Annotated in this window: 11 protein-coding genes; 5 read left to right on the top strand and 6 right to left on the bottom strand. The window is 38.8% G+C overall.

The genetic code is table 11. From position 1 onward, the window contains the following. Positions 1-94: 94 nt before the first annotated feature. The 4 genes from AC3B6B_RS00555 to AC3B6B_RS00540 form a co-directional block, all read right to left on the bottom strand. Positions 95-1,450, bottom strand: coding sequence for a hemolysin family protein (locus AC3B6B_RS00555; protein WP_489756772.1), 1,356 nt, complete (start codon positions 1,448-1,450; stop codon positions 95-97). 134 nt (positions 1,451-1,584) lie between these two features. Then, on the bottom strand, positions 1,585-2,736 hold the full coding sequence (locus tag AC3B6B_RS00550) for a cation:proton antiporter (RefSeq protein WP_489756771.1): 1,152 nt from the start codon (positions 2,734-2,736) through the stop codon (positions 1,585-1,587). A 166-nt stretch (positions 2,737-2,902) separates the two neighbouring features. Next, complete coding sequence (locus AC3B6B_RS00545) at positions 2,903-4,432, bottom strand: ClC family H(+)/Cl(-) exchange transporter (RefSeq protein ID WP_489757689.1); 1,530 nt, start codon at positions 4,430-4,432, stop codon at positions 2,903-2,905. A gap of 56 nt (positions 4,433-4,488) precedes the next feature. Further along, on the bottom strand, positions 4,489-5,109 hold the full coding sequence (locus AC3B6B_RS00540; protein WP_489756770.1) for an endonuclease III domain-containing protein: 621 nt from the start codon (positions 5,107-5,109) through the stop codon (positions 4,489-4,491). Between the two features lie 150 nt (positions 5,110-5,259). Between AC3B6B_RS00540 and AC3B6B_RS00535 the strand changes: the two genes are divergently transcribed. Then, positions 5,260-6,393 (top strand): NADH-dependent flavin oxidoreductase, encoded by a 1,134-nt coding sequence (locus AC3B6B_RS00535; RefSeq protein ID WP_489756769.1) that lies wholly within the window; start codon positions 5,260-5,262, stop codon positions 6,391-6,393. A gap of 38 nt (positions 6,394-6,431) precedes the next feature. Beyond that, complete coding sequence (locus AC3B6B_RS00530) at positions 6,432-7,334, top strand: TIM barrel protein (RefSeq protein WP_489756768.1); 903 nt, start codon at positions 6,432-6,434, stop codon at positions 7,332-7,334. Here AC3B6B_RS00530 and AC3B6B_RS00525 read toward each other — a convergent pair. Beyond that, positions 7,331-7,669, bottom strand: a complete 339-nt coding sequence (locus tag AC3B6B_RS00525; protein WP_489756767.1) for a winged helix-turn-helix transcriptional regulator — start codon at positions 7,667-7,669, stop codon at positions 7,331-7,333. The genes AC3B6B_RS00530 and AC3B6B_RS00525 overlap by 4 nt on opposite strands. Positions 7,670-7,731: 62 nt before the next feature. Between AC3B6B_RS00525 and budC the strand changes: the two genes are divergently transcribed. Continuing rightward, a complete protein-coding gene (gene budC, locus AC3B6B_RS00520) occupies positions 7,732-8,505 on the top strand; it encodes a meso-2,3-butanediol dehydrogenase (protein ID WP_489756766.1) in 774 nt (257 codons plus the stop codon). A gap of 205 nt (positions 8,506-8,710) precedes the next feature. Here budC and AC3B6B_RS00515 read toward each other — a convergent pair whose 3' ends face one another. Then, positions 8,711-11,302: a BspA family leucine-rich repeat surface protein gene (locus AC3B6B_RS00515; protein WP_489756765.1), complete on the bottom strand. Its 2,592-nt coding sequence runs from the start codon at positions 11,300-11,302 to the stop codon at positions 8,711-8,713. Positions 11,303-11,531: 229 nt separating this feature from the next. Here AC3B6B_RS00515 and AC3B6B_RS00510 point away from each other — a divergent pair, with 229 nt between their 5' ends. Together AC3B6B_RS00510 and AC3B6B_RS00505 are read left to right on the top strand one after the other, a co-directional pair. Further along, positions 11,532-12,257 (top strand): GntR family transcriptional regulator, encoded by a 726-nt coding sequence (locus AC3B6B_RS00510; protein WP_489756764.1) that lies wholly within the window; start codon positions 11,532-11,534, stop codon positions 12,255-12,257. A gap of 142 nt (positions 12,258-12,399) precedes the next feature. Continuing rightward, positions 12,400-14,766 (top strand): phosphoketolase family protein, encoded by a 2,367-nt coding sequence (locus AC3B6B_RS00505; RefSeq protein WP_489756763.1) that lies wholly within the window; start codon positions 12,400-12,402, stop codon positions 14,764-14,766. The last annotated feature ends 75 nt before the right edge of the window (positions 14,767-14,841 follow it).

The following is a 14,841-nucleotide window of genomic DNA, read 5'->3' as shown; positions in this document are numbered from 1 at the left end:
TATTATTTTAATTCAATTGTACCAACTAAAAAAGCATTACAATCAAGATTAATTTCTGATTGTAATGCTTTTAATTTTTAAAGTTATGGTGCGATTATTCATTTGATGATGGAACCGACTTTTGATTGGCTGGTTTATTAATAGTTACTAAAAATTTATTAACATAAGAATGCTCGAAATCCACCACTTTAAAGGTGAATTTATCTAACTGGACAATACTGTTTAAATGCAAGTTCGGATTTTGATCGAGCATATAGCCGGATAAAGTAACGGAGTCCACGTCTTCAAATTCAGCTAAATCAACTTTGAAGTAACGTTCAAAATCATAAAGTGTGGTTTGTCCACTAACTGAATAAGAACCATCATGATTATTGATGATGTACTCTTCGGAAACATTATCAACTTCATCTTTAACCGTACCAAACAATTCTTCATAAATATCTTTGTCAGTGACAATACCACTGGTACCACCATATTCGTCAACGACGACGACGATGGGCGTTTGCTTGGCAATCATTTGCGTTAAGATATTATGAATCGGCATATTTTCGGGCACGGTCACAATGGAACGCAGCATACGACTAATGGGAATCTGGCCATTAACCTGTTTTTGCCGCACTAAATCATAAATATAAACGTAACCTAAAATTTTGTCTTTGTTATTATTCGCCACAACTGGAAAACGTGAAAAACCTTGCTGTAAATAATCTTTAATGACTTCATTGACAGTGTCAGTTACATCAACAACATAAAGCCGGGTGCGATCAATCATGATATCTTTAGCTACTTTGTCATTGAGATCAAAGGCCCGTTGCATATACAGTAAGTCATTTTTGTCTAATTCGCCGTTGCTGACCGAATCACGCGATAAACGTAAAATTTCTGATTGACTAAAAACTTCACTTTCTGAGTCAGCGGGCTTCATTCCGATCATTTTGACAATGCCCGTTGCCGAAATATTCAGTAGCCAGACGAAAGGATAGGCTAAGGTGTGAAAGGCTTGTAGTGGCGTGACAGTTAATAGAAGCATTTTCATTGGTAAATCAATACTGATATTTTTCGGGACAATTTCAGTGATTACCACTTGCAGGTAAGTTAATAAAAGCAAAGCAACCACGGAACTAATAGCGTGAAGCGTTGTTGAAGATTTCAATGAAATACCCAAAACTTGATCAAAAAAAGATTGTAGGGTGTCTTCACCAATCCAACCTAAAATTAAACTGGTCACCGTTGTGCCCACTTGAGTAGTGGATAAGTACTCATTTAAGTTGTTGACCATGTGTAGTGCACGGTGTAATTTTTTTTGATTTCCTTGCTTATTTTCAATTGCATCTTCAATTTGGCTCACGCGAGTGGTTACTAAGGCAAACTCAGCCAAAATAAAGAAGAAAGCAATCGCAAAGATGACAACAATCCAGATAAGGTTGATAAATATCTGAGCGTCTGACAAAACAATTATTCCCCATTTCAAAGTGAATTTTGAGACTAATTATACCAGTGATAGCCAGATTATTCTATGAGAGAGGTACGGTAATTAGTTTCGATTAGCTATTTAATGATTATTATATAATGGTTGCTGACCTTTTAGGGATGAGAAAAGACAGCTTTTAAAAGTAACGGTGCGACTAATGTTGTGGCGATAATAGCACCAATAATTGCTGAGTAACGATTACTGGAGAATAAATGACTCTGTAGTCCTAACTGGGCAATAATTAAAGCCATTTCCCCGCGCGAGATCATCCCAGCACCGATGATAGCAGAACTATGTCTAGAAAATTTAGTTAAGCGCGCACCTAAACCAGCACCTAACATTTTTGCGATGATACCACCAATAGCTAATACTAAAAATAATCCCATGTTTTGCAGAATTCCGGATAGAGAAATATTCAAGCCAATGCTGACAAAAAAGACTGGAATAAAGATGGCATAGCCGATGGGCTGCAATTCGTGATTGATACTCGTTTGATGGTTAGTTTGACCGATAGCTAGGCCAGCAAAAAAGGCCCCGATAACATCACTTAAACCGACTGCATTGGCTAGAACAGCTAAGCTAAGGCAAATCATTAAGGCCATAATAGTTTCGGAATTGGGAAGTAGCAATTGAGAACTAAGTTGCATCAGATAGGGAATTACCCACCGACCAAGAACTAATAAAACTATCAAATAGCCAACTTGAAGTGCTAGTGTCAACGGTAAATGTTGCTGCTGGGTGCTAGTTGTAACATGACTGCCGACAAAACTAAGCAAGATGCTAAAAACGATAACTGCCAAAATATCATCGACTACCGCTGCACCGAGAATCGTGGCTCCTTCGGCACTGGTCAATTGGTTCATTTCTTGTAAAACAACAATAGAAATGGAAACGGAAGTTGCAGCAAATGTCACACCTAAAAATAAGCTGTCTAATCGTGAAAAATGAAAAAAGCGGCCAGTAAAATAAGCGGTGAAAATTGGTAAAATCATCCCCAATACTGCAACCAAAATGCTGGGACGCCAAAAGCGGCGGAGGGTCGATAAGTCACTTTCCAGCCCGGCCATGAACATTAACAAGACGACGCCAATCTCTGCAAAAGTTTGAAGTAAATTGTTTGGCTGGACCCAATGCAAAAATGCCGGGCCTAAAATGACGCCACTCAGCAGTTCACCGATAACAGTCGGGAGGTGCAATCTACTACTAAGATGACCTAAAATAGTGGTGGTGATTAAGATTAAACATAATGAACTCATAAACTTCATTAGCGAACAAACTCCTTCAAATCATAAAAAAAGACTTTCAAAAAAGTCTTTGGCAACCCAAACCAAAGCAAATTCTTGAAAGTCGAAACTCCAACCAATACTTATTAAAAAATTGATAATCATTGATATCTTAACAGAAATAGTAAAATGTGCAAGAATACGCAGATTATTCCAATTGATGCAAGAGGTTTTTAACTGTGTCGGCTTGACTAGCATCGGTCAGAATAATTAAGGTTTCACCCGCCATGATGAGTGTGTCACCGTGAGCGATCAGGGTTTTGGCGCCTTGGCGAATACCGATTAACAAACAATCCTTCGGCCACTGAATGTCGCGCACTTGTTGACCGTTGAATGAACTATCAGTCGAGATTGGTAACTCAAATTGTATGGGGTGACCACTAATCTGGTGGAGCGTTTGCGGAATGGTCATTTTGGCTAATAAGGATGCGTAGATGGGCGCACCACCGAATAAATCATCAACAATGTAAGCCACTAACGACAAAAGGGCTAGTGGAACGAGATGTTGCAAAGAGCCAACCATTTCGGTAATTAATAAAATAGCAGTAAACGGAGCTTTACTGATTCCGGCAAAATAAGCAGCCATTGCAAATACTAGGAGATTGACGATGTATTTGGTTGACAGTAAACCTAACTTGACAGCGATAGTGCCATATAATGTGCCCGTAATGGCTCCTAAAGTTAAAATTGGTAAAAAAATTCCACCAGCTAGTCCTGAGCCATAGGAAATCATCGAAAAAATAAAGCGCAATAATAATAAAAACAGTAAAGCTTGAAGTCCCAACTTCAATTTACTTAAGTTCAAGATAATACTGTTACCACCACCAAGAGTTTGTGGTAAAAAGTAGCCTAAAGGAATTACTAATAACAAAGGAATTAAACCATGAAAAATACGGGGTAACCAGCCGAAACATTTGGCGTATAACCAAGACATCAGTAATAAAATTCTTTGATAGAAAAAACTGAAAATTCCCAGAATTAGACCAAGAAATAACAAATGGTAGTAGGAATGGAGGGGAAACACGGGTAAATGAGCCATGTACAAAACGGGTTTTAAACCAAAAATATTCATTGAGATTAAATCTGCACTAATGGCAGCGGATAAGGAGGTCATCCAAATTAATGGGGAAAAATCATGATAAACTTCTTCTAAAATAAATAAAGTCCCTGCTATCGGAGCGTTAAAGGCCGCTGATAATCCAGCAGCAGCGCCACTAGCTAATAAAATTCGTTGATTTTTAGCTGATGGTTCCCAGTATTCACCTATTCCTTGACCGACCGCCGCTCCTAGCTGAATGGATGGTCCTTCACGCCCTAAATACAACCCTGATCCGATTGCTAAAACACCAGCAATGAATTTGCGCCAAAGAATGGGCCACCACTTTAAGCTAATCCGTTGAGTTAATAGGCCTTCAACTTCCGGAATACCGGAACCCATAATGTGGGGTTGTCGTTTAGTTAATAAACCAATGATGATGGCAATTGCAACATTAATAAGTAAAATAACTAATAAGAATGAATGCTGGATATGGGCTAATTGGTAAAGTTTGAGCCAAGTAGCTAAAGATTTAACAATTAATAAGCGAAAATTACCAACGACCAGTCCTGTTAAAATGCCAATCAGGATGCCTTTGATAATAAATTTAAAATTAGTTGTATCAAATCGTTTGATATTGATTGCATGTCATCTGCCTTACTCATATTTTGAAGGAACTTAGTCTTTTTTCAACCAGTCTAATTCAGTTTTTGATGTAGATAATCGAATAAATGATCATCAATTAAAGCGTGGAACTCTTGAAAATCTTTGACGGACATATGCGCCAGTAACGGTGGCTCTAAGTAATTTTTGATTTGCCGATAGGTCTTTTTTTGTACGTCTTTGTTTTCTAAGTAGAAAATCATCTTTTTAGAGTAAGCATCAGCAATAAAAACTGGATAGTTGAAAATATACAATAAAATAGCGTCAGCTGTTTCATTGCCAATGCCTTTAATCTTTAAAAGCTGCTGACGCAATTTAGCTTGCGGAAATTCATCGGCTACGGTTTGAAAATTGAACTGATAGGGTTGTAAGAAACGAAACGCCGCTTGAATGGTGTGGGCTTTAGCGTTGTAAAAGCCACTGGGTTTAATTAAAATTTTCAGCTGTTCTAAGGATAAATTACATAATAATTGGGGCTCAAAGTTAGTCTGGCTACGTAAATTACATAGCGATTTTTCAACGTTTTTCCAATTAGTATTTTGCACCAAAATAGCACCGATTAGAGTTTCGTAATCGGATTTTGATGGCCACCAAAATTGGGGTCCAAATAATTGATACATATCTAAGTATACTTGGTAATAGTCGATGGGTATCACCTCTAACTCTTAGCTTCATCATAAGATAAGGGTCAGCTTCTGACAAGTTGAAGTGAATAGTATCAAAAAAGTCAGTACTGTTATTGACTAACTTTATGAATTATACTACTGGCACAGATCAAAACGAAGCTAGGGAGGCCAATTATAAATATGACTGAATACAAGTTTTTACAACCATATCATTTTAAAAATAAAGCTGTGCAATTAAAAAATCGCATTGTGATTCCGCCTATGACAGAACAAATGTCCTTTGAAGATGGAACGGTCACGAGTGATGAAATTGCTTATTATGCTCAGCATACAGGTGGCGCAGGTTTATTTATTACAGCCACAGCAAACGTCAATGCTTTAGGTAAAGGTTTTGAAGGTGAATTGAGTATTGCTGATGACAAGTTTATTCCTGGTTTAAGTCGTTTAGCAGCTGCGATGAAGCAAAATGGTACTAAAGCTGTCATTCAAATTTTTAGTGCAGGACGCATGTCCAATAACAAAATTTTGCGGGGAGAACAATCAGTCAGTGCCAGTGCTGTAGCGGCAGAACGTCCAGATGCTCAAGTGCCCCGTGAATTAACGCCTGCTGAGATTGAACAAACCATTAAGGACTTTGGCTTAGCTACAAAAAGAGCGATTCAAGCTGGCTTTGATGGCGTGGAAGTCCACGGCGCTAACACCTTTTTATTACAACAATTTTTCTCTCCGCATTCTAATCGGCGCACAGATGCTTGGGGCGGATCACTAGAAAAGCGAATGAAATTCCCATTAGCCGTTGTGCAGGAGGTTGCTCAGGTAATTGAACAATATGCGCCGAAGTCCTTTTTGCTCGGTTATCGGTTGTCACCGGAAGAGTTAGAAAATCCGGGGATCACTTTAGATGATACGTTGCAATTAATTGATGAATTAAAGCAATATCCAATTGACTATCTACATGTTTCGCAAGGCGATGTTTGGAAAACACCAAGTCGTGATCCAAAATCGACGGTCATTGTTAATGAAGCTATACAGAAACGAGTTGCTGGGGCGATGCCCTTAATTGTGGTTGGTGGCATCAAAACACCGCAACAAGCTCAAACAGCCAGTGCAGAATTTGACCTGGTAGCAATGGGGCACGAGTCCATTTGGGAACCTAAATGGGTGCAAAAAGTGCAAAGCAATGAGGAACAGGCGATTAGATACCGGCTAGTGCAAGCTGACATGGAAGATTTGGGCATCAAACCGAGCTTTTTAGAGCAAATTGCCGAAACCATGGGCGGTTACGACCAAGTTTTTGCAAAAGATAATAATTAAATTTTGTTGGATTAGTTGGTTGAAAAGAAGTGAAGCTGATGAATTCTGAAAGTAAGTATCAAGTGCAATTGGGGATTTCACCAATTAGCTGGCGGAATGAAGATGACCCTAAAATTGGGCAAAAGACAGATTACCGGCAAATCCTAGATGAAGTTGCTTTAGCAGGTTATCAAGGAACTGAAGGAGCGGGTTATTTTCCCAGTGCACAACGAGTGAAAGCACAAGCAGATCTTAGAACCATCAAAATTGCGGGTCAGTGGTTTAGCAGTTTTATCTTGCGAGACGGCATCACACAAGCCTGTCTTGATTTTGAACGGCATTGTCAAAAATTAGCTACTATGCAAGCTCATTTTACAGTCTTATCAGAACAAACTAATTCCATTCAACGCCGAACAGACCAGAATATTTTTACTGATAAACCGATCTTTACTGATGATCAATGGCGACAATTGTGTGCAGGATTAAATGAGTTTGGCAAAATAGCGCAAAAATACGATGTCCAAATTGCCTATCATCATCACTTAGGAACTGGTGTCCAAACCATAGCGGAAGTATCCCGCTTGATGGATCATACTGATCCTCATTTAGTCGGACTATTGTTAGATACAGGGCATGCTTTTGTTTCAGATGGTTCCTATCAGCCACTTTTAGAGCAATACGCTGCCCGGATCGTGTACCTGCATTTAAAGGATGTCCATGTAAAGCAGCTGAAGAAGTTTCAACAAACCGGTTCGGCCTTCGGCAAGACGATTTTAAATGATACTTTTACGGTTCCCGGACAAGGAGATTTGGACTTTCAACCAGTATTTGATTTTATTCAGCAGGGTTATCACGGCTGGGTCATGGTAGATGCGGAACTAAATCCAGACCACGTCGATTCACTAGCTTTAGCAATTAAAGCGCACGATTTCTTGAAAGCAAGGTTAACCGAACTAGATTAATTCAGACTTAAAGCAGGATATTCTTCACCAAACTTAGTAATTTCACTCAAAAGTGGTTTGAGTTCTTGCCCCGTTTTGGAAAGAGAATATTGAGTTTTGGGCGGATTAGTTTGAAAATCGGTGCGCACAATGAGCTGGTCTGCCACTAATTCCTTTAAAGTTTGGGTCAATGTATGCGCGGTGATGCCGTATAAAGAACGCTGCAATTCGTTAAAACCGTAGCTTTTTTCGGCTAAGTGATTCAGGATTAAAACTTTCCACTTACCACCAATTAAAGATAAAGTTTGCGCTGTGGCACAATTGCATTTTAGTAACTGTTCGTAGGTTTTTTTCATGAGTGAAACGACCTTTCTTGGAGTACGAAATAATAATTCATTATAACAATTGGAGATTGAAAATGACTAATAAATACGCTTTAAATGATCAAGTAGTTTTAGTAACTGGTGGTGGCAGTGGTATTGGCCGCGCCATTGCGCAAGGATTTTTAGATAATGGTGCTAAAGTGGCTGTTTTAGGTCGGCGCCAAAAGGTACTGGAAGAAACTGTTCAAGGTTATGATGCTGCTAAAACTTTAGTCATTGTTGGCGATATTTCTCAGCCGGATACAGCACAAATGGCGGTAACCAAAACAATTTCCCAGTTTGGTCAGTTAGATGTTGTGGTCAGTGATGCGGCCGCCTTTGCTGCCGATGAAATTGCTAATTTAACACAAGCTGACTGGGAAAAAGTTCGAGCAACTAATATTGATGGCTTTTTCTATTTGGCGAAAGCTTCCTATTCAGCTTTAAAAGCAACCAAAGGAACATTAATTGCGGTATCATCAGTGTCTGGCAGCAATGGTGATTGGCAACAATCCATTTACAATGCCAGCAAACATGCCGTGAATGGCTTTGTCAAATCATTAGCGTTAGATTGGGGTAAAGATGGTATTCGAGTGAATGCGGTGGCGCCAGCCTTTACACTGACAGATATGACGAAGGGAATGGCACAATCTGATGAACAATTAAAACCATTTATTAATCGGATTGCTTTACAACGTCCAGGTCGGCCAGCGGATATTGCCCCCGCTGTCTTGTTCTTAGCATCCAGTGATGCTGCTTACATTACGGGCACAATTTTAACTGTTGACGGCGGCACGACCGCTTCTACGGGGCAACCTCATCTTGAGTAAGATTTTAGTGGTAAATCCAAGCTGCTGAAGCTAGAATAAATATAATTTTTCGTCAAATTCGACGAACAGTTTTTTTAGAATCAAGCGCTGAATAAATAAAAGTTGGAGAACAAGAATCTGAGACTAATGCTTGTATTAACAAGCATTGCTGCGGTCACAGTCTGATTGTTACTCCAACTTTTTTATTTTGAAAGTTATTATTCAATTAATGTAGTGAATCTGTTAGAGAGTAGGTAATAATAAACTGATTGTTTAAACTCGGTCTTTGTACACCATTTTGCCAACTAACACCAAAGCCGGTACTAGCAGGATAATTCCATTGATATTGCTCGCTCGTATTTGCAGTTAAATTTTTACTAGATTGAATCACAGTGTTTTGATTCATAATACTTTGCTGGTTAAATAAGATTGCAACATTTGAACCTTTAGTTTGGCGTGCACTGGCATTTAATTGCCAGTCATTGTTAGGAGTAGGACGATTGTCTTGAATTTCAAATTCTTGTGGCCCTACTAAGGGCGCAGACCCCGCGCGATAATCATAAATGTGATTGAGTGATAAAGAACGAGGATATTTAGATAAGACGACTTTCCAGCTCGGCTGCCAAATATAGGTTTGAACTTGCCCTAATGCCCGTTGTTCAATTTGAGCATTAGTCAAAAGAGCACCACTAGGTTGATAAATGTTAGTGTCACTTGATTTAACTTCTTGCCAATTGTTAGTCAAACTTTGATAGTTATTATTTTCTGGAAAAGCGGTATTATTGCCAGGAGCTGTTGGCAAGTTAGCAGCAAGCGTTAATTTAGTTTGCTTGCCTAAAGTGATTTTCCATAAATTAGTTAAACCAGCCAAGCAATTAGTATCATTAGTCGTTTTAGTAGTGTCCAAATTAGTTAGATCCAATTGTTTCAGACTAGTATCCTGATAAAAAAGATGGTCAATTGAGGCGTTATCAATCGATAAATCATTGAGATTAGAAACGGTTTGTAAATTTTTACAATTCGCCAGTAAGCCACTGGCGTTACTGAAATTCACTTTCCCCGTGTTTACAGTCGCGTTAACGCTCGCGCTTTTGATTTGGTCAACGTAAGGCTGCCACGGCCAAGTCCCTAATGGTGAGTTTTGAGTATCATTAGTCGTTGCTTGTGGTTGATGAGTGCTCTTGTTGCCATCATCAAATAAAACTAAGTTGCCCGTGGTTAATGATAATCCCCACCAGCCTGATTGCCAGACGTAAGTTTTCACAGTTGTGGGATTATTTGTACCTGGGTAAAGTTTGATTAAATCATTATTACTATATAAAGGACCATTGGCCCGATAGTCGTCGACACCAGTCCCTAATTCTTGCCAACTATCGGACGTCGAAAGATGTTGGGGATTGGCTTCAGTTGGATCAGTACTAAAGGCCTTACCATTTCCAGGGGCAGCTCGTAAACCGCAACTGGTTCCTAATTTCAAATACGGACTGAGTGTTAATTTACACAGATTAGTCGTTCCTGTAAACATATTGGCTTGCGCCGTACTGGATTTCATGTTTAATTTGCCGATATCAAGTTGGACTAATTGAGAATCATTATAAAAAAGATTATCAAAAAATTTATTTTGACTGCCGATTAAATTGGCGCAAGCAATGGTTTGTAAGCTTGAACAGTTGGAAAACATACTGCCAAGGTTCGTAGCTTGATCCAGGTTCCAAGTACTGATGTTGATGTCTTTTAGTGCATTACAATGATCAAAAAGACCATTGGCAGCTCCGACTTTATCAGTCTGCCATTGTTCAAGTCCTGAGATACTAGTTAGATGAGTACACCCTTGAAACATTTTAGCTAAATTAATAGTTTTAATATTGCTAGTGCCGATTTGAGCGCCGATTTGCCAACGACTCAAGTCGAGGGTTGTTAGTGCTTGACAACTGTTAAACAGGTTAGATAAATCTGCAGCATTGGTAACATTTAGTTGTTCAATATTTTGAATAGTTGTTAAAGCGCTGTCCCCGCTAAACATTCCCGAAATATCGGTAAAATTATTGCTAGCAAAGTTAGTTCCTAGGTTAATCGTCGTTAAGTTAGTGCAATTTTGAAACATATTACTAGTCTTGAGACCATTGGCGCTTTTTGACCAGGAGCTTAAATCTAATTGCGTGAGATCTGTACAGCCTTTAAACATATTCGTCGTGGTATTAGCGGCAGATAAATCTAAGGCAGCAATTTGTTTATTCATTTGCGTTGAATCTAAACTTTGGCAACCGTTAAATAAACTACTAAAGACCACAACATAATGAGTGTTGAGTTGGTCTAAACCATTAATCTTGGTCAAATTACTCATTCCCCAAAATAAGCAACCCAGATCATCATTGGGCGGGGTAAATTTTTGACTACTGGTATTTTGAAAAGTCACAGTTTTGATTTGGGACAAGTCGCCGTTTAAAGCATAATACCACGGATAATATTTGTAATTTTCAGAATTTGTGTAAGTCGGCTGAAATTTGGTACTGTCTTGCTTTAAGGCATCTAGGTTAATGGTTAAAGTTCCGGTGGTTGCAGTAAAATTCCACCAAGAGGTATCGATGGCGTTACCATTAGGTGGAGTCAAATTAGCTAGTGGTTCACTATCTTTGATCAGTGGATTTTGAGTTTGTGTCGGAAGTAAATTAATACTTTTTGATTGCAGAACGTTAGTTGGCGGCAAATTAACAGCCGCTTGGGTTAGATGGCTAGTAAATAGGCAGATAAAACCAATTAAGAAAGCAATCGTGCAGTAAGAATTTTTTATAATCAGCCAATTTCGTTTGGCAATCATTCTAGCATCTCCCTGAACCAACTCTGTGAATTACCTAGTTAATAATTGTAATTTTACTCTATTTTTGTGAGATTGTAATAATTATTCTAATAGTTTTACTGAAAATATTTTATTTGACTTTTGATAAATTTGAGGTGATTGTTCATGGACGCGGATTCATTTTGAAAAAGCTTACCCTGACATGGCATAATAGATTTGATAACTTTCAAAAGTAAGGATGGAAAAATGCATGAGTAAACCAATTTATGTTCAAATTGCCCAAACGATCAAGCGCAACATTACTCACCATCACTATGCTAATCTCAAATTGCCGGATGAACGCAGCCTAAGTGAAAGCTTTGCCGTGAGCCGCAGTTCAATTAAGCGGGCGATCCAACTATTAGCTGATCAAGGTATCATCTTTAAAAAACAAGGTTCAGGCAATTTTATTAATCCGCTATTTTTAAAAAATAAAACTGCACTAGATTATACGGGTGACAATGTTGGTTTAACAACAGCCATGGTTAAGAATGGACAAACGCAGCAAATTCAAGTTTTAAGTTTAGATGTGCAAAAGCCGCCTTTGGAAATCCAACAAAATTTATTTTTAAATGACGACGATTTTGTTTATGTATTTCAGCGGCTCCGCAAGCTGGATGAAATTCCAATTTTAATTGAGACGAGTTATTTACCCGTCCGCTTGTTGCCTAATCTCTCACAAAAAGTTTTGGAAAATTCTTTGTTTAATTACTTAGAAGAACAAAAAGGAGAGGTGATTAATCGGGCGTATTTAGATATGGCTGCCGAACCGTCTTCACCGACGGATCAAAAATTATTGCAGTTAAAACCGACTGAACCAGTGGGCATTATGGCGGGGATTTTCTTTCGTGATGACGGTATTCCGTTTGAATATTCGAGCATGCGTTTGCACTATAAGTACTGGAATTTTGCCACCTTCGTTAATTTAAATAAATAATTGGGTCGTACCATTTTTTAAAATGGTTGACAAAAGTTTGTGCAAGGTTTATAAATATCATGTAAGGGCTCTTAGTGAAGTAGATTTTGCAGTGCTGATTGTCACAATATTTGCAACCGAATTATTTTTAGGAGGAAGAGCAATGACAGATTACAGTAGTCCAGAATATTTTGATTTGATGACCAAATATTTTGATGCGGCTAATTATATTTCAATTGGTCAATTATATTTAAAGGATAATCCGTTATTAAAGCGGGAACTCAAAGCTGATGATGTAAAGGTTCATCCAATTGGACATTGGGGGACAATTGCAGGGCAGAACTTTATTTATACTCATTTGAATCGTGTGATCAATAAATATGATTTAAACATGTTCTACATTGAAGGACCTGGTCACGGTGGACAGGTCATGGTCTCTAATTCTTATTTAGATGGCAGTTATAGTGAGATTTATCCAGAAATCACTGCTGACGAAGCCGGTATGCAAAAATTATTTAAACAATTTTCGTTCCCCGGTGGTGTGGCTTCACATGCTGCTCCGGAAACTCCCGGTTCCATGCATGAAGGTGGCGAATTAGGTTATTCAATCTCTCATGGTGTTGGTGCTATTTTAGACAATCCCGACGTCATTGCTGCGGCGGTAATCGGTGATGGTGAAGCAGAAACTGGTCCACTAGCCACTTCTTGGTTCTCTAATGTCTTTATTAATCCTGTGACGGATGGTGCTGTTTTACCGATCTTAAACTTAAATGGTTTTAAGATTTCAAATCCAACTATTCTGTCTCGAAAAACTGATGAAGAACTAAAACAATACTTTATCGGTATGGGCTGGGATCCAATTTTTGTGGAAGGCGACGATGTAGCAAAAATGAATCCCGAAATGGCTGCTGCGATGGATCAAGCCATTGAAAAAATTCATTCCATTCAACAAGAAGCTCGTCAAAATGCAGCTGCAGATGCCAAAATGGCTCATTGGCCAGTAATTATTTTCCGGGCACCCAAGGGCTGGACTGGTCCGAAATCTTGGGATAATGAACCAATTGAAGGCTCATTTAGAGCACATCAAATTCCAATTCCAGTTGATGCTAACCACATGGAACATGCTGATGCCTTAGTATCTTGGTTGAAATCTTATCATCCTGAAGAATTATTCGATGAAAATGGTACTTTAAAGCCAGAAATCAAAGCTTTGACACCTAAAGGTAACCAACGGATGTCAATGAATCCTATTACTAATGGTGGTTTAGATCCAAAACCATTAAAGTTGCCTAATCCTGATGATTATGAATTCAAATTTGACCAACCGGGCACCGTCATTGGTCAAGATATGGTGGAATTAGGTAATTATTTACGTGATATTATTAAACTTAACCCAACCACTTTTAGAATTTTTGGACCGGATGAAACCATGTCCAATCGCTTGATGCACATTTTTGAAACTAGTGAGCGCCAATGGTTGGAACCCATTAAAAAGCCGAATGATCAATTTGAAGCTCCAGCTGGGCGAATTTTGGATGCACAATTGTCTGAACACCAAGCTGAAGGCTGGTTGGAAGGTTATACTTTAACTGGTCGTCACGGAATTTTCTCAAGTTACGAAGCCTTCTTACGGGTAGTTGACTCAATGTTGACGCAACACTTCAAGTGGATTCGTAAGGCCAACGAATTACCTTGGCGGAAGAAGTACCCAGCTTTGAATGTTATTTCAACTTCGACTTCTTTCCAACAAGACCATAATGGTTATACACACCAAGATCCGGGTATTCTAACTCATTTGGCTGAAAAGAAACCGGAATATATTCGGGAGTATTTACCAGCCGATGCGAATACTTTAATTGCAGTTGCTGCACATTCTTTGAATGAACAAGAAGTAATTAATTTAATCATTGCTTCTAAGCAACCACGGCCACAATTCTACTCCATGGCAGAAGCTAAGGAGATTGTGGAACAAGGTGTGAAAGTCATTGATTGGGCCACTAATGATCACGGTCAACAACCAGATATTGTCTTTGCAGCGGCGGGCACAGAACCTAACATGGAATCTTTAGCAGCGATTGATTTATTGCATGCTGCTTTCCCAGAAATGAAGATTCGCTTTGTTAGTGTAGTTGACTTATTGAAGTTGCAAGTACCAAGCAAGAATCCGCGCGGCTTGAGTCAAGAACAATTTGATGCCATCTTTACCAAGAAGGCACCGATCATCTTTGCTTTCCATGGTTTTGAAGATTTATTACGGGATATCTTCTACGAACGGAATAATCATAATATGTATGCGCATGGTTATCGGGAAAATGGTGATATTACGACACCATTTGATATGCGGGTCGTTAATGAACTGGATCGCTTCCACTTAGCCCAACATGCAGCTAACTTGGTTTATGGTGATCAAGCCCAAGACTTTAGTCACCAAATGGATGCTAAGTTACAAAAGCATCATGATTATATTCGGGAAAATGGTGCAGATTTACCTGAAGTTGATAATTGGCAATTCAAAGGCTTTGCAGATTAATTAAATATGTAAATAGCATTATAAAAATCCTTAGGCTCAATGGGCTTAAGGATTTTTTGGTTTGATGATTGATAA

This window comes from Bombilactobacillus sp. ESL1197, from assembly GCF_058107145.1.
This window is presented reverse-complemented; position numbering and strand designations above follow the sequence as displayed.